The sequence below is a fragment of the Kitasatospora sp. NPDC001540 genome (assembly GCF_042894345.1).
In the GTDB taxonomy this organism is placed as follows: Bacteria; Actinomycetota; Actinomycetes; order Streptomycetales; family Streptomycetaceae; genus Kitasatospora; species Kitasatospora phosalacinea_C.
Genome location: NZ_JBIAVO010000019.1, coordinates 131,029 through 149,721 on the forward strand (window position 1 = coordinate 131,029; position 18,693 = coordinate 149,721).

Sequence of the window (18,693 nt, forward strand, 5' to 3'; positions counted from 1 at the left end):
TTCATGGGTGTCACTACCTCGCCGGGTGTTCCCTTCTTCACCCAGGCCGCGACCTTCGAATCCCTCTGGCCCACCACCCGGCGCCACCTCGACGAACTGATGGACCGCGGCAAGTACTCGCACGGCCCCAAGGTCGCCGAACTCGAAGCCGCCCTCGCCGCCTGGACCGGCGCACGGCACGTGATCGGCGTCAACAGCGGCACCGACGCCCTGGTCCTGCTGCTGCGCGCGGCCGGCCTGCGCCCCGGCGACGAGGTGATCGTCCCCGCCTACAGCTTCGTCGCCTCCGCGACCTCGGTGGTGCTGGCGGGCGGCCGCCCGGTCTTCGCCGACATCGACCCGGTCGGCTACAGCCTCGACCCGGCGAGCGTCGAAGCCGTCCGCACCGACCGCACCCGGATGGTCATGCCCGTCCACCTCTTCCACCAACTCGCCGACCTAGGAGCCCTGCTGGCCCTCGCCGACCGGCACGGCCTGACCGTCGTCGAGGACAGCGCCGAGGCCTTCGGCATGCGCTGGAACGGCGTCCACGCCGGCCTGCACGGCGCGGGCGGCGTGCTCTCCTTCTTCCCCACCAAGACGCTCGGCGCGATCGGCGACGCGGGCGCCGTCCTCACCGACGACCCGGACCTCGCCGAAGCCGTCTCCGCGATGCGCCACCACGGCCGCACCGGCCGCACCCTGGACGACTTCCCCACCATCAACCGCCCCACCGAACTCCTCGGCACCAACAGCAAGATGGACGACGTCCAGGCCGCCGTCCTGCTCGCCAAACTCGACCGCGCCGACCAGGACATCGCCCGCCGCGCCCACCTCGCCGCCGCCTACACCGAACGCCTGACCGGCACCCCCGGCCTCACCCTGCCCACCGTCGTCCAGCGGGACGCCGCCACCAACCCGGTCTGGTACGTCTACCTGATCGAGTCCGACCACCGCGACGAACTCGCCGCCCACCTCGCCCGGCACGGCGTCCAGACCGAGACCTACTACCCGACGCCGCTCCACCTCCAGCCCTGCTTCGCCGAACTCGGCCACCGGCCGGGCGAGTTCCCGCACGCCGAGGCCGCCTGCGGCCGCGCCCTCGCACTCCCGCTCTACCCCGACCTCCCCGACCACGAACTGGACCTGGTCAGCGACCTGGTCCGCGACTTCCAGCACGGAAAGCAGCGGTGACCCGCCGATGACCACGACCACCGCCGCCACCACCATCCCGTTCTTCCCGCCCGACCTCTTCGCGGACGACCGCGACCTGCTGCTCGACGTGGTCCGGGACGTCGCCACCGACCCCGCCCAGCGCTTCATCCTCGGCGAACGCACCGCCCGCTTCGAGGAGTTGCTGCGGACCGACCTCGGCGCCGGGGACGTCGTCGCCTGCGGCAGCGGCACCACCGCCCTCACCCTCGTCCTGCGCGCCATGGGCATCACCACCGGCGACGAGGTGATCGTCCCCGCCTTCGGCTGCGCCCCGCTCGCCAACACCGTCCTCGGCGTCGGCGCCACCCCCGTCTTCGCCGACATCGACCCGCGCACCCTGGTCATCGACCCCGACGCGGCCGAGGCCCTCGTCACCCCCCGCACCAAGGCGCTGATGCCCGCCCACATGTTCTCCGTGATGGCCGACATGCCGCGCCTGCGGGCCCTCGCCACCCGGCACGGCCTGCGCCTGATCGAGGACTCCGCCGTCGCCCAGGGCGCCGTCCTCGACGGCCGCCCGGCCGGCACCTGGGGCGACGCGGGCGTGTTCTCCTTCGTCCAGGTCAAGTCCTTCGGCGGCCCCGGCGAGGGCGGCGTCGTCGTCACCGACGACCCCGAACTCGCCCGCACCGCACGGATGCTGCGCAACCACGGCCAGGACGGCGTGCACCGCTTCCGCCACCACCTGGTCGGCCTGAACAGCCGCTTCGACGAAGCCCTCGCCGCCTTCCAGCTCCACCGCCACCCGGGCCTGGCCCGCCGCCTGGCCCGCCGCGCCGAGATCGCGGCCCACTACACCGAGCAGTTCACCCCGCTCGCCGCCCGCGGCGTCGTCCCGCCCCCGCCCGGCACCAACGGCCGCTGCTACTACGTCTACACCCTGCTCGCCGAACGCCGCGACGACCTCCGGCGGCACCTCGCCGCGCACGGCGTCGACAGCCACGTCTACTACCCCCAACCCCTGCCCCACCAGCCCGCCTTCGCCCACGCGGCCGCCCCCGACGGCCACTGGCCGCACGCCGAACGGGCGGCCCGGCAGTGCCTCTCCCTGCCGGTCTACCCGCACCTGACGGACGCCCAGGTCGAGCGGATCACCGAAGCCGTCCTCAGCTTCCCCGCCTGACCGGCCCCCCTCGGCCCGGTGGGCGCCTGCCCGCGCAGGCGCCCACCAGGGCGGTCCTCACCCCACCGGGGCCTCACCCCACCAGGGCCTCACCCCACCAGGGCCTCGCCCTCCCGCACGGCCGCCGCCGCCAACTCCGCGACCACCCGCCGGTCCGGCTTCCCGGAGCCGCCCAGCGGCATCCGTTCCAGCACCAGCAGCCGCTCCGGCAGCTTGTACCGCTCCAGGCCGCACAACTCGGCGAGGAACAGCGTCAGTTCCTCGAGCGTCAGTCCGGCCCCGCGCGGCACCGCGCACACGCACATCCGCTCGCCCAGGTCCTGGTCCGGCACCGGCACGCACACCGCCTCGGCGACCTCCGGGTGCCCCTCCAGCAGCCGCTCCACCTCCGCGACGGAGATCGACACCCCGCCCCGGTTCACCGTCTGCTTGATCCGCGCCAGCACCCGCAGCGAACCGTCCGCCTCCAGCACCCCCCGGTCGCCGGAGCGCACCCACCCCCCGTCCACCCGCAGCCGGGCGTCCAACTCCGGCTCCCCGACGTGGCACAGCGGCGTCATCGGCCCCAGCGCCTGCAGCTCGCCCGGCACCCCCGCCGGCACCGGACGCCCGTCCGGCCCGCACACCCGGAACTCCGCGACCTGCGGGTCCGGCAGGCCCACCCGCAGCACGTCGACGTCCGGATCCGCCCACCGCACATGGCAGTTCAGCCCGTCACTGGCCCCGTACACGTTCACCACCGGGCGCCCGAACCGCCGCAACGCCGCCCCCAGCACCGCCGGGGACAGCGCGGCCGCACTCGACACCACCGCCTGCAGCGAGGACAGGTCCTCACCGGGCGACGGCACGTGCTCCGCCATCCGGCGCAGCATGGTCGGCACCGCCGCCAGGTGCGTCGGCCGCCACCGCCCCACCGCCGCCAGCGCCCCCGCCGGATCGAAGCGCTCCCCGACCGGCGGCAGCAGCACCGTCGCCCCGCACCGCACCAGCGCCACCACCGCCAGCGAACCGTACGCCGTCGCCGGGCCCACCAGCAGCAGCACCCGCGGCGGCGCACCGTCCGCGGTCTCCAACACCCGCTCCACATAACGCCCGCGGCCCCCCGCCAGGGCGTTGTGCGAGTACGCGATCAGCTTCGGCACGGCCTCCGAACCCGAGGAGAGCAGGATCCGGGCCGGTGCCTCCGCGTCCACCGCCGCGGGCGCCCACTCCGCCCGCTCCGGCCAGGCGCCGTCATCGAGCACCACCACCTCGTGCAGGTCCGGGAGTTCGGGCCGCAACCCGTCCACCAGCACCTTCCACTCCGGCGCCGTCACCACCGCGTCCACCCGCGCCGTCCCCCACGCCGCCAGCAGGTCCCGCCGCCCGTGCCCGGCCGTGCACGGCAGCGCCACCGCACCCAGCGCCGCCACCGCCAGGTCCACCGCCAACGCCCGCCGGTCCGCAGGAACCTTCACGCCCACCACCGACCCCGGCCGTACCCCCCGCGCCGCCAACCCGGCCGCCAACCCCCTTACCTGGCAGCCAAGTTCCGCGTACGAGAGCTCCCCCGCCCCGTCCACCACCGCGGCCCGCTCCCCGTGCGCCGCGACCCGCTCCGCGAACAGCTCGTACAACCCCCGCCCCGGACACCACCCTTGAGCCACCCACCGCTCCCGCAACCCCCGCTCCACCCGATCGGGAAACTCCACCCCGGCCACCGAAACCCACGTCACGTCCACCACTCCCGTCCGCCGATCCACCAACCGAAACCCTCGCCCCGCCTGCTCACGCCCCGCCCGTTCACGCCCCGCCCGTTCACGCCCCGCCCGTTCACGCCCCGAACTCCCAGGGCGCGCGGACGAACGCGCACCCGTCCGCCCCGAACTCGAACGCCGCCGCCACCCGCGGGTCGCGCACCAGCGCGGCCAGGTCCGTGCACACCGCCACCCCGTCGCCCGGCGGGCTCCCGTCGCCCGCCGCCCCGCACAGCAGCCGGGCCGCCGACAGCAGCGAGGACTCGACCCGCTGCGCCCGCCCGGTCCGCTCCCGGGCCTCCAGCGCGGCGACCGCCCCCGCGGCGCAGACCAGCCCGCCCAGCACGTCGCAGACCGTCAGCAGGGTGGGGCGCGGCGGCAGCCCGTCCGGCGCCAGCAGCGCGGCCAGGCCGGAGTGCGCCTGCACGGGGTAGTCGGTGCTCAGCCCGGGCCCGCCGCCGCTGGCCTGCGCGTACACCAGCCCGGGGCGCAGCGCGGCGACCGCCTCGGCGTCCAGCCCCAGCCCGGCGACCTTCGCGGGCGCGAGGCTGTGCAGCAGCACGTCCGCCCCGCTGACCAACTCCCGCACCGCGGAGCGCCCTTCCGGGCTCCGCAGGTCCGCCTCCAGCACCCCCTTGCCCCGGTTGAGCGCCGCGAACCGGGCCGACACCGCCGCCCCCGCCCCACCCTCCTGCGCCGTCATCGGCGGCACGCCGCGCAGCGGGTCCCCGCCCGGCGGTTCGACCCGCACCACGGTGGCCCCGAGCAGCGCCAGCACCCGCCCGGCCATCGGCCCCTGGACCCGGCGGGTGACCTCCACCACCGTCACCCCGCTCAACGGGAGCCCCCCGGCGAAGAGTTCGCCGCGACGCGCGGCCCCCGACGCCCCCGCCCGCACCCGCCACGGCATCCCGCCCACCACCGCAGGGCGCCCCGCCGCCACCGTCAGCTCCACCCCGCACTCCGCCGCGACCCGCACCAGCCGCCGGTACCCGACCGCCCGGGCCGCCGCGAACAGCTCCTCCGGCAGCGGACAGACCGCCGTCCCGTACCGGGTCTGGAACGGCAGCCAGCCGCGCCCCACCACCCGCCGCTCGACGCCCAGTTCGGACCAGAACCGCAGCCAGCCCTCCGCCTCCAGCGCCTCCAGCTCGAACCACACCCCGTCCGCCGAGACGAACGGCGGCCCGCCCACCCCGAACGAACCCGCCCCGAACGGTTCCACCCCGCCACCCTCCACCGAGGCCGCCGCCAGGTACTGCGACAGCCCCAGCAGCGCGCCCTGCGCCACCGAGACCCCCACCTCGCGGTACGCCGCCCCCAACCGCCGGGCGCGCAGCGCCGCCAGCGCGCCGGTGGCGGCCAGCACCCCGGCCGCCACCGAGGCGAAGTCCACCCGCAGCGGCGTCGGCGCCCCGTACCGCCGCCCGTGCACCTGCATCACCCCGCAGGCCGCCTGGACGTCCGCCTCGCTGTCCAGCCGCAGCCCCAACGGCCCGGCCCAGGACACCCGGCAGGCCAACTCGCCGCCGACCTCCAGCAGTTCACCCTCGCCGACGGCGACCCCGGAAGCCCGCAGCAGCCCCGCCGCCACCTCCCGCGCCACCTCCGGCCGAGCACCCAGCGCCGTCCCCGCCCCCGTCGCAGCAGTCCGGATCACGGCCGCCGCCCGCGCACCGCGTACACCACGTTCGAGCAGGCCCGGAACCGCGGATCGGCGAACAGCCCCCGCAGCTCGGCGAGTTCGTCCTCGCCCAGCCCTTCCCGCAGCAGCGCCTCCCGCAGGTGCCAGGTGTTGTGCGACTGCATCTCCAACTGCGGCGTCCCGGGCGCGAGCGTGCCGACCCGCACCTCCGCCTCCACCCCGGTGAACCCGGCCCGCACCAGCGCACCGGCGCACTCCCGCCCCCAGCCCTGGTGCGATCCGCGCGCCCGGAAGGCCCGCAACTTCGCCCGCTGGTACCGCTCGTACAGCTCCCGGGCCCGCTCGTCGGGGACGGTCAGCACCGGCGCGTACTCGGCGTCGAACTCCAGCAGGTGCAGCACCCCGCCCGGCCGCAGCGCCGCGAACAGCCGTGCCAGCACGGCCTCCCGCTCCGGCAGGTGGGACAGCACCAGCCGGGCGTGCACCAGGTCGAAGGCGCCCACCGGCAGGTCGTCGCGCACCACGTCGTGCCGGAGCACCGTCAGCCCGGGCCGCACCGGCACCGGCAGCGGCACCAGGTCCGTCGCCAGCACCGAGCCCCCGGGCGCGACCCGCTCGGCCAGCCAGAGCGCGACGCTCCCCGCCCCGGTGCCCACGTCCAGGCAGCGCATCCCGGGCCGGACCCCGCCCGCCCGCAGCGCGCCGAAGCTGAGCGGGTCGAGCCAGGCCGCCAGGCACCGGTGCTGCCCGGCCGCGTGCGCACTCCCGTTGTCGAACAGGTACGACCCCGCCGCCCGCACCGCGCCCGCGCCCACCCTCACGTCCACACCCGCGCCCGCCATCAGGCCCGCCCCACCGCGGCAGGAGCCGCACCCGCACCCGCACCCGCGCCCGCCGCGTGCGCCAGCACCCGCCGCGCCGCCAGCTTCCCCGAGCGCACCGCCCCCTCGCTGCTCGGCCGCAGCATCACCCAGTCCCCGGCGTACTCGACCGCCCCGGTCGGCCGATCCAGGAACGCGGCCCGCTCCCGGACGGCGGCCGGCGCGCCCTGCGGCAGCCCGAGCGGGAAGCGGTGCACCAGCGTCCGGACGGTGGCCGCCCGCAGGCCGGGCAGGAAGCGTTCGGCCTCCGCGCAGACCACCTCCACCACCCGCTCGTCCGGTTCGCCCAGCAGCCCGGGGGAGGCCCACGGCGAGGCGAACGCGGTGACCAGCCCCTTGCCCTCGGGCGCCCGCCCGTCGGCCTTGAGGTGGTCGAGGACCAGCCCGGTGCAGACCCGGCTCTCGCCCTCCGGCACCGACAGCGCGTAGCTGGGCGCCCGGGTCGGGCTCGGCAGCGGCCGGTCCAGCAGGCAGGCGACCTTGAGCATCGGCGTGTACGTGCTCGCCGCCAGGTACGGCCGCTCGCCGTCCGGGAGGTCGTCCCCGCGCAGCTCCAGGGCCAGCGGCGCGGGCACCGCCAGCACCGCCTGCCGGGCCCGCACCCGCGCCCCGTCCGCGAACTCCAGCAGCACGCCCCCGCCCCCGCCGGGGGCCGAGCCGTCCCGCACCGAGACCACCCGCCGCCCCAGCTCCACCGGCAGCCGGTCGGCCAGCCGCCGGGCCAGGGTGTCCATCCCGTCCCGGTAGGTCATCCAGCGCGCCCCGGCCCCGCCCACCGACAGCAGGGTGGCGACCATCGGGGCGACCGCCGAGCTGTCCGGCCGCCAGCCGAAGCAGTGGCTGGACAGCGGCTGCAGCATCGCGGCGAGCAGCTCCTCCCGCCCGGCCGACCCGGCGCAGTACGCGCTCAGCGTGGCGTCCCCGCTCGGCGCGGTCTCCGGCCGGTCGGGGTCGAACTCCCGCCACCGGGTGGCAAGTTCGGTAGCGAACCGGAGCCAGGCCCAGCGGCCGCGCCAGGACAGCCCGGCGCCGGTCAGCAGCCCCTTGGGGTGGCCGAGGTGGGGGTGGGCGCGCCCGCCCCGCCACAGGGCGAAGCCGGGTTCGACCACGGGCACCTCGTCCTCGGGCAGGCCGACCGCTCGGATCAGCTCCCAGGTGGCCTCGTACCCGGCGCCCGCGATGGTCTCCGCGCCCTCGTCCAGCAGCCAGCCGTCCACCCGGCTGGACGCCATCCGCCCGCCGACCCGGTCCGCGCCCTCGAAGACCCGCACCGTCCGCCCGGCCGCGGTCAGGTGGTGCGCCGCGGACAGTCCCGCGATCCCCGCCCCGACCACCGCGACGTCCACCTCGGCCCCGTCCACGCCGACTCCCTTCTCACTCATGCCAACCCGACCCGTCATCGAGGGAGTTCACGTCCACAGCCCGGTCCCGATCCCGGCGCTCCCGGCCAGCACCCGCTCCCGCAGCTCGTGCCGCCGCACCTTCCCGGTGGCGGTCCGCGGCACCGCGTCCCGGCCGACCACCAGCGGTTCGGCCAGCGGCGGCAGGTCGCGCACCGCGTCCCGCCAGCGGGCCGGGTCGAGGGTGCCGTCGGCGGTGACCAGCACCGGCTGCGGGCGGCCGTCGGCGACGGAGAGCAGCACGGCCTCCTCGACGTCCGGCAGCCGCTCGTGCAGCACGTCCTCGACCTCGACGCAGCTCAGCCCGGGCACCATGTCGACCTCCCGGTCCAGCACCAGGACCCGGCCGTCGCGGGTCCGCGTCCCAAGGTCCCCGGTGTTGAACCAGCCGCGGTGGAGCTTGCGCCGCCAGCGCTCCGGCTCGTCCAGGTAGCCCAGGCACAGCGCCCCGGTGCGGGCGTACAGCAGTCCGGTCTCGCCGGGGCGCACGGTCCGTCCGGGCCGCTGCGGGTCGCAGACCCTGACCCGCACCCAGCCGGGCACCGGGCGCCCCAGGTCGCGGGTGGTCGGGTGCCGCTCACCGGCGGCGGCCAGCGCGCCCCGGGTGAGGAAGCGGAAGCTCAGCGGCCCGGTCTCGCTCTGCCCCCAGCCCTGCATCCACAGCGGCCGCCGCCGCCGGGTGGCCTCCAGGAAGGTCCGCACCGTCGGCGGGTGCATCGCGTCGAAGGTCGAGATGAACAGCCGCACGTCCCGGAACGGGTTGCCCGCCCCGGCGGCCAGCGGCTGCCAGCGCACGTAGCTGGACGGCAGCGCCTCCAGCACGGTCGGCGGGTGGCTGCGCAGCAGCGCGGCGGCCGTCGACGGGTCCGGGTCGGGCAGCAGGACGACGGTCCGCGGCGCCCGCCAGAACGCGCTGACGGTCCAGGTCAGCGCCCGCCCGTGGGCGAAGGAGATGGCGCTCGCCACGGTGTCCCCGCGGCGCGCCGACAGGACGGGCCAGGGCCGGGCCTCGAACGCGGACAGCCGCCGGATCAGCGTCCGGGTGGAGTGCACCACGAGCTTGGGGACGCCGGTGGTGCCGGAGGTGTGGATGACCGCGAGCGGCTCGTCCTCGCCGCGGGTGCGCACGCCCGGCACCGGCCCGCCGCGCAGTTCGTCCACCGCCAGGGCGCCCTCCCACGCCCCGTCCAGGCAGACCGTCCGCCCGGCCAGCGCGGTCAGTTCCACCCCGGCGGCCCGCGCCCCGCCCAGCACGTCCCGCTGGGTGACCAGCACGTCCGGCCGCAGCCGCCGCAGCAGCACGGCCAGGGCGTCCGGCGGCACCCGGTCCGAGAGCAGCGCGGGCACCGCCCCGATCCGGGCCGCCGCGCAGGCCAGCAGCACGTAGTCCCAGTGGTTGCGCTTCACCACCGCCACCGAGGAGCCGGGCCCGGCCCCGGCCGCCGCCAGCCAGGCCGCGGTCTCCCGCACCAGCTCGGCCAGCCGCGCGGTGTCGTACGAGGTGCCGCGCTCCGGCGCCAGGTCCAGCGGGCGGCCCAACCGCACGTCGACCGAAGGACGTTGCTCGGCCAGCGTGTCGAACAGCGGCCCCAGGTCGAGCGGCAGCCGCCCGAACGCCGCGCCCAGTCCGCCGCTCACAGCCCACCGCCGGTCACCGCGAGCGCCAGGTCCACGCCGACCAGCAGCGCGCAGCACACCCGGTGCAGGTGGATCCCGAGCCGGCGGGCGAGCAGGATCTCGCCCCGGACGAACCCGAGCACCCACTGCCGGGCCCGCAGCGCGACCACCGGCGCCATCACCAGCGGGAACCACCACGGCGCGTACCCGGCCACCGCCGAGCCCACCAGCAGCACCGCCTCCAGCGCCGAGCACCCGGCCACGAACGCCGCGTTGCCGCGCGGCGACAGCAGCACCGCGGCGGTCCTCCGCCCCACCGCCCGGTCCCCGGCGATGTCGTTGGTGTTGGAGTAGACGCCGAACAGCAGCGGGCCGAGCCCGAACACCAGCGCCTGCACCACCGCGAAGCCGTCGAACCGCCCGGTCAGCAGCCCGTACAGCGGCAGCACGAAGAACCAGCCGAGCGCGGCGAGGAAGAACTCCTGGAAGCCGTTGTAGCTGATCCGCAGCCACCAGGTGTACTGGAAGCCGAACACCGCCAGCGCCGCCGTTCCGGCCAGCGCCCACCCGGGCCTGGCGGGCGCCGCGGCCACGGCCGCCGCCCAGCACAGCACGCACGCCGCGACGCTCGCCCAGCCGAACCGGATCGCCTGCCGCTCGGTCAGCGTCCCGGCCACCAGCGGCTTGCGGGCCAGCCGCCGGGCGGGCGCGTCCGGCCCGTAGTTCACCGCGTCGCTGCCGTCCCGGTACCCGGTGACGTCGTCGAAGGTGCACATGGCCGCGCTCATCGCGACCTCCCCGCCCAGGAACAGCACCAGCACCAGCAGCACCGTCCCCGCCCCGACCCCCGACCAGCCGGCCCCCGAGCCGGCGGCCAGCACCATCGCGGCCACCAGCGGGACGCTCAGGTAGTAGTCCCAGATGTCGAGCTTGGCCAGCCTGGCGTACGCCCGCCAGGGAACCGGGGCCGCCTCGGCGGCGGCGGGAAGGGCGACGTGCTCCACGGGAAACGCAGTCCTCTCGACGGTGGCCGCAACCCGGGACGCGACTGCCGCGGGGGGCCGGAGACAACGGGCCGACCGCGCTGACGGTGCGCCAATTCATCACGGCGGACCAGGAGTCGGCGATCGCCATCATGACATAGGGCGACCGTTCGGACGCATTTCTGTGATCAAACAAAAAGCGGGCGATCGGGTATTTCCCCGACCGCCCGTGCGATCATCCGACCGCTTTTCCACAATCCGCCCTACGCGGAGAAGCTCCCCGCCCCGCCCGGCACGTGCGTCCCGTGACCCGGCTGCACCACCACCGAGGGCCCCAGACAGAACGGATTGCCGTAGACCTTCACCGGACGGTCCGTCTGATTGGTCAACACGTGTGCCACCGTGGGAAGTTGCTGACAACCGGCCGGATCGGTGTACGTGTCCAGCGGCTGCGCCTCGGTCGAGAACACCACCACGTCACCACTCGCCGCACGCGCCGCCGCGGGCGCCGGAGCCGCCAGTCCGAGCACCGAACCAAGCGCCACCAGGGAAACCAGAATCGCTCGCACAATCATCCTTCGGTACGTCCCACTCCCGCGTCCGTCACGGGCACCCCCATCGCTACCGTGCGCACACCGTCGAATTCCAACCGCGCCCGCCGGATTCACCCGCCCGGCGGGGGCCGGCCCCCGTCCGCCCCGCGCCACCCGCGCCACCGCGCGCCCCGCACCGACTCCGCCCCGCCCGTCACCCGCCCGGACTACCATCGCCCCCATGACGACCCAGCCGTCCGCCCGCCCCGCCCCCTTCGGCCCCCACACCCACTGCCACTGGTGCGGAGCGCCGTACCCGGCCGGCACCGACGCCTGGCCGCGCACCTGCCCCGGCTGCGGCGAGATCAGCTACCGCAACCCGCTCCCCGTCACGGTCGCCCTCCTCCCGGTCCGCCTCCCCGACGGCGACACCCGGCTGACCGTCATCCGCCGCACCATCGAGCCCGGCTACGGCCTGCTCGCCCTGCCCGGCGGCTACGTCGACTACGGCGAGAGCTGGCAGCAGGCCGCCGTCCGCGAACTGCGCGAGGAGACCGGCATCCTGGCCGACGCCGCCGACGTCCGCCTGGTCGCCACCGACTCCGACAACCGCGGCGGCTTCCTCTGCCTGTTCGGCCTCCTCCCGGCCCGCGACCTGGCCGACCTGCCGCCCTCCGTCCCCACCGACGAGACCGAGGGCTGGGAACTCGCCACCGCCGACACCCCGCTCGCCTTCCCCTTCCACACCCGGGTCGCCCGCTCCTGGTTCGACGGCGAGTACCTCCACCTCACCACCGAACCCGCCCCCTGAACCCACCGGCCGGGCCCGACCACCCGCCGGGCCCGGCCACCGCTACCGCCCCAGCACCGCCATCGCCGCGTTGTGCCCAGGGATCCCGCTCACCCCGCCCCCGCGCACCGCCCCGGCCCCGCACACCAGCACCCGCGGCCGCCCGGTCCCCACCCCCCACCGCCCCGCGTCCGGCCCCTCACCCGCGAACGGGAACGCCAGGTCCCGGTGGAAGATGTTCCCGCCCGGCAGCCGCAGGTCCGCCTCCAGGTCCAACGGCCCGCGCACCTCCAGGCACGGCCGCCCCTCCGCGTCCACCGCCAGGCAGTCCGCCAACGGCTCCGCCAGCACCCCGTCCAGCGCCCCCAGCACCCCCGCCAACGCCGCCTCCCGCACCCCCTCCGGATCCCCGGCGAACAGCCGCGCGGGCACCTGCAACCCGAACAGCGTCAGCGTCTGCGTCCCCTCCGGCACCCCCGGCCCCAGGATCGACCGGTCCGCCAACGAGTGGCAGTAGATCTCCGACGGCGCGGGGGAGGGCAACCGCCCCGCCGCCGCCTCCCGGTACGCCCCCTCCAGCTCCCGGTACGACTCCGCGACGTGGAACGTCCCCCCGAACGCGTCCCGCACGTCCACCGCCCCGTCCCGCAGCCGCGGCAACCGGCGCAGCAGCATGTTCACCTTCAGCTGCGCCCCCTCCGGACGCTCCCCGCCGCCCGCCCCGCCCAGCAACCGCTCCAACTCCACCGGCGCCGCGTTGCACAGCACCCAGCGCGCCCCCACCCGCCGCTGGACCCCGTCCGCATCCAGGTACCCGACCTCGGCCGGCCCCTCCGCGCCCCCCGGATCCACCGCCACCACCTCGCACCCCGTCCGCAGCTCCGCCCCGCCCGCCAGCGCCGCCTCCGCCAACGCCCCGGTCACCGCCCCCATCCCGCCCACCGGCACGTCCCAGTCACCCGTCCCGCCGCCCACCACGTGGTACAGGAAGCAACGGTTCTGCCGCAGCGAAGGATCGTGCGCGTGCGAGAACGTCCCGATCAGCGCGTCCGTCAGCACCACCCCCCGCACCACGTCGTCCGCGAACCGCCGCTCCAGCGCCTCGCCCAACGGCCGCTCGAACAACTCCGCCCACGCCACCGGATCGTCCACCCGCGCCCGCAGCTCCGCCCGCGACGGCAACGGCTCCGTCAACGACGGGAACACCCGCTCCGCGACCCGCCCGGTCATCCCGTAGAACTCCCGCCACGCCGCGAACTCCCGCTCCCCACCCGTCAGTTCACGGAACGACTCGGCCGTCCGCCGCTCGTCCCCGCCGTCCACCAGCAACCCCCCGACCCGCCCGTCCCGCTCCCACGGCGTGTACGAGGAGATCCGCCGCCGCCGCAACTCCACCCGCACCCCGAGATCCGCCAGGATCCGCCGCGGCAACAGGCTCACCAGGTACGAGTACCGCGACAGCCGCGCGTCCACCCCCGCGAACGCCCGCTCCGACACCGCCGCCCCGCCCGGGTGCCCCAACCGCTCCAGCACCAGCACCCGCAGCCCGGCCCGCCCCAGGTACCCGGCCGCCACCAGCCCGTTGTGCCCGCCACCCACGATCACCACGTCATAAGCCACCGTCATCCCGCCGGTCTACCACCTCCCACCCGCCCCCACCAGCACCCCGACCGCGCGACCCTGGACCCCCGGACGATCACGTGGCATGGTCAGCACCGTCAGCACCCACGGACGGCCCGCCACGAGCCCAGCCGTCCCCACCACGGCCTGGAGACCACCACGTGAGCACCCCTCCGACCCCCCAGGACCAGCAGCACCCGCAGCCCGAACCGCTCTGGCGCCCCGACCCCGCCCGCGCCGCCGCCAGCCGCCTGGTCGACTTCCAGCGCTGGGCCGCCGAACACCACGGCGCCCCCGCCGCCCCCCTCGCACCGGTCACCACCGACGCCGAGGCCGCCGCCCGCTACGCCGACCTCCACCGCTGGTCCACCGACGACCTCAGCCGCTTCTGGACGGCCGTCACCGCGTACTTCGACGTCCGCTTCCACACCCCGCCCACCGCCGTCCTCGCCGAACCCGCCACCATGCCCGGCGCCACCTGGTTCCCCGGCGCCACCCTCAACTACGCCGAACACGCCCTGCGCGCCGCCGAGGACCCGGCCAACGCCGACCGCCCCGCCATCCTCCACCTGGACGAGCGCGCCGCCGAGCCGGCCGTCACCACCTGGTCCGAACTCCGCCGCCAGGTCGGCTCCCTGGCCGCCGCCCTCCGCGCCCACGGCGTCCGCCCCGGCGACCGCGTCAGCGCCTACCTGCCCAACATCCCGCAGGCCGCCGTCGCCCTCCTCGCCACCGCCGCCGTCGGCGCCACCTGGACCAGCTGCGCCCCCGACTTCGGCGCCCGCAGCGTCCTCGACCGCCTCCAGCAGATCGAACCCACCGTCCTGTTCGCCGTCGACGGCTACCACTACGGCGGCAAGGACCACGACCGCACCGAGGTCGTCGCCGAACTCCGCCGCGAACTCCCCACCCTCACCACCGTCATCCACGTCCCCCTCCTGGACACCCCCGCCCCCGAAGGCACCCTCCCCTACGACGAGTTGGTCTCCTCGGACGTCGAGCCCCGCTTCGAACCCGTCCCCTTCGACCACCCCCTCTGGGTGCTCTACTCCTCCGGCACCACCGGCCTCCCCAAGGCCATCGTGCAGAGCCAGGGCGGCATCCTGGTCGAGCACCTCAAGCAGGCCGCCCTCCACCTCGACCTCGGCCCCGAGGACCGCTTCCTCTGGTACACCAGCACCGGCTGGATGATGTGGAACTTCCTCCTGGCCGGCCTGCTCACCGGCACCACGATCGTCACCTACGACGGCAGCCCCGGACACCCCGACACCGGCGCCCTCTGGTCCGTCGCCGCCCGCACCCGCGCCACCGTCCTCGGCACCTCCGCCGCCTACGTCATCGCCAGCCGCAAGGCCGACCTCCACCCCGGCCGCGACCTCGACCTCTCCGCCGTCCGCTGCCTCGGCACCACCGGCTCCCCGCTCCCGCCCGACGGCTTCCAGTGGATCTACGACGAGGTCAAGCCCGACCTGTGGCTCGCCTCCGTCAGCGGCGGCACCGACGTCTGCTCCTGCTTCGTCGGCGGCGTCCCCACCCTCCCCGTCCACCTCGGCGAGATCCAGGCCCCCTGCCTCGGCGCCGCCGTCGAGTCCTGGGACGCCGACGGCCACCCGCACACCGACACCGTCGGCGAGCTCGTCGTCACCAAGCCCCTCCCGTCGATGCCCACCGGCTTCTGGAACGACCCCGACGGCCACCGCTACCACGACAGCTACTTCGACACCTACCCCGGCACCTGGCGCCACGGCGACTGGATCACCGCCACCAGCCGCGGCACCGTCGTCATCCACGGCCGCTCCGACTCCACCCTCAACCGCCAAGGCGTCCGGATGGGCTCCGCCGACATCTACGAGGTCGTCGAACGCCTCCCCGAGATCGCCGAGTCCCTGGTCATCGGCCTCGAAGAACCCGACGGCGGCTACTGGATGCCGCTGTTCGTCGTCCTCACCCCCGGCGCCGAACTCGACGAGGACCTCACCGCCCGCATCCGCACTTCGCTGCGCACCGAACTGTCCCCGCGCCACGTCCCCGACGAGGTGATCACCGTCGCGGGCCTCCCGCACACCCTCACCGGCAAGCGCCTCGAAGTCCCCGTCAAGCGCCTGCTCGGCGGCACCCCCCTCGACCGGGCCGTCAACCCCGGCTCCGTCGACAACCTCGACCACCTGCGCTTCTTCGAGCAGCTCGCCACCACCCGCAAGCAGCCCTGACCCGCAACCGAACCGGCCCCGAGGGGCCGCCGCCACCCCCCACGGTGGCAGCGACCCCTCGGGAGACCCACACCCGCCCTACTCCCCGGACAGCACCCGCCGCGCCGCCTCCCGCGCCTCCCCGGCGGTGTCCGCCGCCCGCGCCGCCCCCGCCGCCCGCTGGCACTGCGCCAACGTCGCCCGCCCCAACGCCGCCCGCACGTACGGGATCGCCGCCGCACCCATCGACAGGCTCGTCACCCCGAGCCCCGTCAACACGCACGCCAGCAACGGGTCCGCCGCCGCCTCCCCGCACACCCCGCAGCTCTTCCCGGCCGCCTTCGCCGCGTCCGCCGCCGCCGCGACCAGGTCCAGCAGCGCCGGCTGCCACGGATCCTGCAGCCGCGCCAACGACCCCACCTGCCGGTCCGCCGCGAACGCGTACTGCGCCAGGTCGTTCGTCCCCAGCGACAGGAACTCCACCTCCCGCAGGACCGCCGCCGCCCGCAGCGCCGCCGACGGGATCTCCACCATCGCCCCGTACTTCGCGTCCAGCCCCACCTCCCGGCAGGCCGCCGCGAACGCCCGCGCGTCCACCCCGTCCGCCACCATCGGCGCCATCACCTCCAGGCGCACCGTCAACCCCTCCGCCGCCCGCGCCAGCGCCCGCAACTGCGAGCGCAGCACCTCCGGGTGCTCCAGCAGCGTCCGCAGCCCCCGCACCCCCAGCGCCGGGTTCGGCTCGTCCCCGGGCGTCAGGAAGTCCAGCGGCTTGTCCGCCCCCGCGTCCAGCACCCGCACCACCACCCGGGCCCCCGGGAACGCCTCCAGCACCTTCCGGTACGCCTCGACCTGCTTGTCCTCGCTCGGCGCCCGCGCCGAGTCGTCCAGGAACAGGAACTCCGTCCGGAACAGCCCGACGCCCTCCGCCCCGTTCTCCAACGCCGCCGCCACGTCCGCCGGACCGCCCACGTTCGCCAGCAACGGCACCATGAACCCGTCCGAGGTCCGCCCCGGCCCGGTCGAGGCCGCCAACGCCGCCTGCCGCTCCGCCGCCTGCCGACGCAACTCCTCCTGCCGCTCCGCCCCCGGCTCCACCAGCACCTCGCCCGACGACCCGTCGACCGCCACCACCACCCCCTCCGCCAACCCCGTCGCCCCCGCCAGCGCCACCACCGCCGGAACCCCCATCGCCCGCGCCAGGATCGCGCTGTGCGAGGTCGGCCCGCCCTCCTCCGTCACGAACCCCAGCACCAGCGACGGATCCAGCAGCGCCGTGTCCGCCGGCGCCAGGTCCCGCGCCAGCAGCACGTACGGCTCGTCACTGTCCGGCACCCCCGGCATCGGCACCCCCAGCAACCGCGCCACGATCCGGTTCCGCACGTCGTCCAGGTCCGCCACCCGCCCCGCCAGGTACTCACCCGCCGCCGCCAACAGCTCCCGGTACGCCGCGAACGCGTCGTACACCCCGCGCTCGGCACTGCTCCCCGACTCGATCCGCCGGTTCACGTCCGCCAGCAGCTCCGGGTCCTGCGCCATCAGCGCCTGCGCCTCCAGCACCGCCTGCGCCTCACCCCCCGCCAGGTTCCCGCGCGCGGTCAGGTCCGCCGCCACCGCGTCCACCGCCGCCCGCGCCCGGGCCTGCTCCCGCGGCACCTCCTCCGCCGACACCTGGGTCACCGGCGGCTCCAGCACCGCCGTCCCCATGTGCCGCACCTGCCCGATGGCGACCCCGTGACTGACCCCCACGCCCCGCAGCGTCCGCTCCATGGTCCGAAACCCCTTATTCGTCGCCGTCAGTTCCAGATGAACAGCTCGCCACCGGCCGTCACCTCACCGGACTCCGCCACCCCGCTCAACTGCTCCGCCGACGCCTCCAGTGCCACGATCGGAGAGATCGGCGACTTCCCCGCCGCCTCCACCGCCGCCGGGTTCCACTTGATCACCGGCTGCCCCCGCCGCACCCGGTCCCCCTTGTGCACCAGCAGCTCGAACCCCTCCCCGTTGAGCTGCACGGTGTCGATCCCCAGGTGCGTCAGCACCCCGTGCCCGTTCTCGTCCATCACCACGAACGCGTGCGGATGCATCGACACCACCTGCCCGTCCACCGGAGCCACCGCCTCGATCGGCTCCCGCAACGGATCGATCGCCGTACCCGGCCCGACCATGGCCCCGGCGAACACCGGGTCGGGAACATTGGCGAGGCCGACAGCGCGACCGGCGAGCGGCGACGTGACAGTGGTCATGGTGGAGCCTCCCAGGTACGGAGTACATCGCGTGCGGCCGCGGGGCAGCGGCCCATTGATCGACTGTCCCCAAATTACGTCAACTTCGGACATTTCATTCGATAACCCCCGCAGGCCGCCCGGGTGAAGATCGCTGCCCACCCCAACCTCGCCGCACACGAACCGTCCGCCCCGCACCATCTCCGCCGCCCCCGCCACCTTCAAGTGGTCTAGTCCTCTTGGCCACCCCGCCGCACTCTACGGCATCCGAGTGAGCCCCCGCCCGCCCCGCCCGCCCCTCCGTGCGGGGGCGGATTTGCTTTGCGGCCGCCGGTCCCCGTACAGTTCCGGAGTCGCGCCGAGAGGGGCGAACGAAAGCGAGTTCGAGGAAACGCCGGTGAAACGGTGGCGAAAACCTCTGATAAGCTGGGAACACGAAAGAACGAAGCGCCCGGAGATGCGGTCGGAAGGCCGGTCGAAGGAAGCGTCCGTTCCTTGAGAACTCAACAGCGTGCCAAAAGTCAACGCCAGATATGTTGACATCCCCGGCCTCGGCGATCTCGTCGGGGTTGGAGATTCCTTTTGAAGTAAAACACTAGCGAGGACGCAGTGCACGGGGCCGCCTTATTCCGGCTGGCCGCTGTGCCGCTCTTTCGTGGAGACATTCACGGAGAGTTTGATCCTGGCTCAGGACGAACGCTGGCGGCGTGCTTAACACATGCAAGTCGAACGGTGAAGCCCTTCGGGGTGGATCAGT

At 75.3% G+C, this 18,693-nt stretch carries 14 protein-coding genes and 1 rRNA gene; 5 read left to right on the forward strand and 10 right to left on the reverse strand.

Annotated elements, in window-relative coordinates; all coding sequences use genetic code 11:
• Window positions 1-3 precede the first annotated feature (3 nt).
• Both ACFY00_RS22605 and ACFY00_RS22610 read left to right on the forward strand, forming a co-directional pair.
• Window positions 4-1,173 (forward strand): DegT/DnrJ/EryC1/StrS family aminotransferase, encoded by a 1,170-nt coding sequence (locus ACFY00_RS22605; protein WP_388033258.1) that lies wholly within the window; start codon window positions 4-6, stop codon window positions 1,171-1,173.
• Between the two features lie 7 nt (window positions 1,174-1,180).
• A complete protein-coding gene (locus tag ACFY00_RS22610) occupies window positions 1,181-2,317 on the forward strand; it encodes a DegT/DnrJ/EryC1/StrS family aminotransferase (RefSeq protein WP_388033259.1) in 1,137 nt (378 codons plus the stop codon).
• An 89-nt stretch (window positions 2,318-2,406) separates the two neighbouring features.
• Here the strand turns inward: ACFY00_RS22610 and ACFY00_RS22615 are convergent, their stop codons facing one another.
• The 7 genes from ACFY00_RS22615 to ACFY00_RS22645 form a co-directional block, all read right to left on the reverse strand.
• Window positions 2,407-3,933: a class I adenylate-forming enzyme family protein gene (locus ACFY00_RS22615; RefSeq protein WP_388033260.1), complete on the reverse strand. Its 1,527-nt coding sequence runs from the start codon at window positions 3,931-3,933 to the stop codon at window positions 2,407-2,409.
• A gap of 196 nt (window positions 3,934-4,129) precedes the next feature.
• Complete coding sequence (locus tag ACFY00_RS22620; protein WP_388033261.1) at window positions 4,130-5,647, reverse strand: CoA transferase; 1,518 nt, start codon at window positions 5,645-5,647, stop codon at window positions 4,130-4,132.
• A gap of 62 nt (window positions 5,648-5,709) precedes the next feature.
• Window positions 5,710-6,525, reverse strand: coding sequence for a class I SAM-dependent methyltransferase (locus ACFY00_RS22625; RefSeq protein WP_388033262.1), 816 nt, complete (start codon window positions 6,523-6,525; stop codon window positions 5,710-5,712).
• A gap of 14 nt (window positions 6,526-6,539) precedes the next feature.
• Window positions 6,540-7,961 carry a protoporphyrinogen/coproporphyrinogen oxidase gene (locus tag ACFY00_RS22630; protein WP_388033263.1) on the reverse strand — a complete coding sequence of 474 codons (1,422 nt, stop codon included), beginning with the start codon at window positions 7,959-7,961 and terminating at the stop codon, window positions 6,540-6,542.
• A gap of 27 nt (window positions 7,962-7,988) precedes the next feature.
• Window positions 7,989-9,617 (reverse strand): AMP-binding protein, encoded by a 1,629-nt coding sequence (locus ACFY00_RS22635; RefSeq protein ID WP_388033264.1) that lies wholly within the window; start codon window positions 9,615-9,617, stop codon window positions 7,989-7,991.
• On the reverse strand, window positions 9,614-10,600 hold the full coding sequence (locus tag ACFY00_RS22640) for a UbiA family prenyltransferase (protein WP_388033265.1): 987 nt from the start codon (window positions 10,598-10,600) through the stop codon (window positions 9,614-9,616). The genes ACFY00_RS22635 and ACFY00_RS22640 overlap by 4 nt, the downstream gene beginning before the upstream one ends.
• A gap of 242 nt (window positions 10,601-10,842) precedes the next feature.
• Window positions 10,843-11,154: a hypothetical protein gene (locus ACFY00_RS22645; RefSeq protein ID WP_388033266.1), complete on the reverse strand. Its 312-nt coding sequence runs from the start codon at window positions 11,152-11,154 to the stop codon at window positions 10,843-10,845.
• Between the two features lie 199 nt (window positions 11,155-11,353).
• On the opposite strand from ACFY00_RS22645, the gene ACFY00_RS22650 reads away from it, so the two are divergent.
• A complete protein-coding gene (locus ACFY00_RS22650; RefSeq protein WP_388033267.1) occupies window positions 11,354-11,923 on the forward strand; it encodes an NUDIX domain-containing protein in 570 nt (189 codons plus the stop codon).
• Window positions 11,924-11,965: 42 nt separating this feature from the next.
• Here the strand turns inward: ACFY00_RS22650 and ACFY00_RS22655 are convergent, their stop codons facing one another.
• Window positions 11,966-13,528 (reverse strand): phytoene desaturase family protein, encoded by a 1,563-nt coding sequence (locus tag ACFY00_RS22655; RefSeq protein WP_388033268.1) that lies wholly within the window; start codon window positions 13,526-13,528, stop codon window positions 11,966-11,968.
• A gap of 155 nt (window positions 13,529-13,683) precedes the next feature.
• Here ACFY00_RS22655 and ACFY00_RS22660 point away from each other — a divergent pair, with 155 nt between their 5' ends.
• Window positions 13,684-15,732: an acetoacetate--CoA ligase gene (locus ACFY00_RS22660; RefSeq protein WP_388033270.1), complete on the forward strand. Its 2,049-nt coding sequence runs from the start codon at window positions 13,684-13,686 to the stop codon at window positions 15,730-15,732.
• Between the two features lie 78 nt (window positions 15,733-15,810).
• Here the strand turns inward: ACFY00_RS22660 and ptsP are convergent, their stop codons facing one another.
• Entirely contained in the window at window positions 15,811-17,481 is a 1,671-nt protein-coding gene (ptsP, locus tag ACFY00_RS22665; RefSeq protein WP_388033271.1) for a phosphoenolpyruvate--protein phosphotransferase, read from the reverse strand.
• A 26-nt stretch (window positions 17,482-17,507) separates the two neighbouring features.
• On the reverse strand, window positions 17,508-17,957 hold the full coding sequence (locus ACFY00_RS22670) for a PTS glucose transporter subunit IIA (RefSeq protein WP_285738932.1): 450 nt from the start codon (window positions 17,955-17,957) through the stop codon (window positions 17,508-17,510).
• Window positions 17,958-18,600: 643 nt separating this feature from the next.
• On the opposite strand from ACFY00_RS22670, the gene ACFY00_RS22675 reads away from it, so the two are divergent.
• Window positions 18,601-18,693, forward strand: a 16S ribosomal RNA gene (locus ACFY00_RS22675); the annotation flags it as partial.

Excerpts from the sequence above, each read along its gene's own strand:
- ACFY00_RS22605 (WP_388033258.1), top strand. The coding sequence starts at position 4 with ATGGGTGTCACTACCTCGCCGGGTGTTCCCTTCTTCACCCAGGCCGCG.
- ACFY00_RS22610 (WP_388033259.1), top strand. The coding sequence starts at position 1,181 with ATGACCACGACCACCGCCGCCACCACCATCCCGTTCTTCCCGCCCGAC.
- ACFY00_RS22630 (WP_388033263.1), bottom strand. The coding sequence starts at position 7,961 with ATGAGTGAGAAGGGAGTCGGCGTGGACGGGGCCGAGGTGGACGTCGCG.
- ACFY00_RS22645 (WP_388033266.1), bottom strand. The coding sequence starts at position 11,154 with ATGATTGTGCGAGCGATTCTGGTTTCCCTGGTGGCGCTTGGTTCGGTG.
- ACFY00_RS22650 (WP_388033267.1), top strand. The coding sequence starts at position 11,354 with ATGACGACCCAGCCGTCCGCCCGCCCCGCCCCCTTCGGCCCCCACACC.
- ACFY00_RS22655 (WP_388033268.1), bottom strand. The coding sequence starts at position 13,528 with ATGACGGTGGCTTATGACGTGGTGATCGTGGGTGGCGGGCACAACGGG.
- ptsP (WP_388033271.1), bottom strand. The coding sequence starts at position 17,481 with ATGGAGCGGACGCTGCGGGGCGTGGGGGTCAGTCACGGGGTCGCCATC.
- ACFY00_RS22670 (WP_285738932.1), bottom strand. The coding sequence starts at position 17,957 with ATGACCACTGTCACGTCGCCGCTCGCCGGTCGCGCTGTCGGCCTCGCC.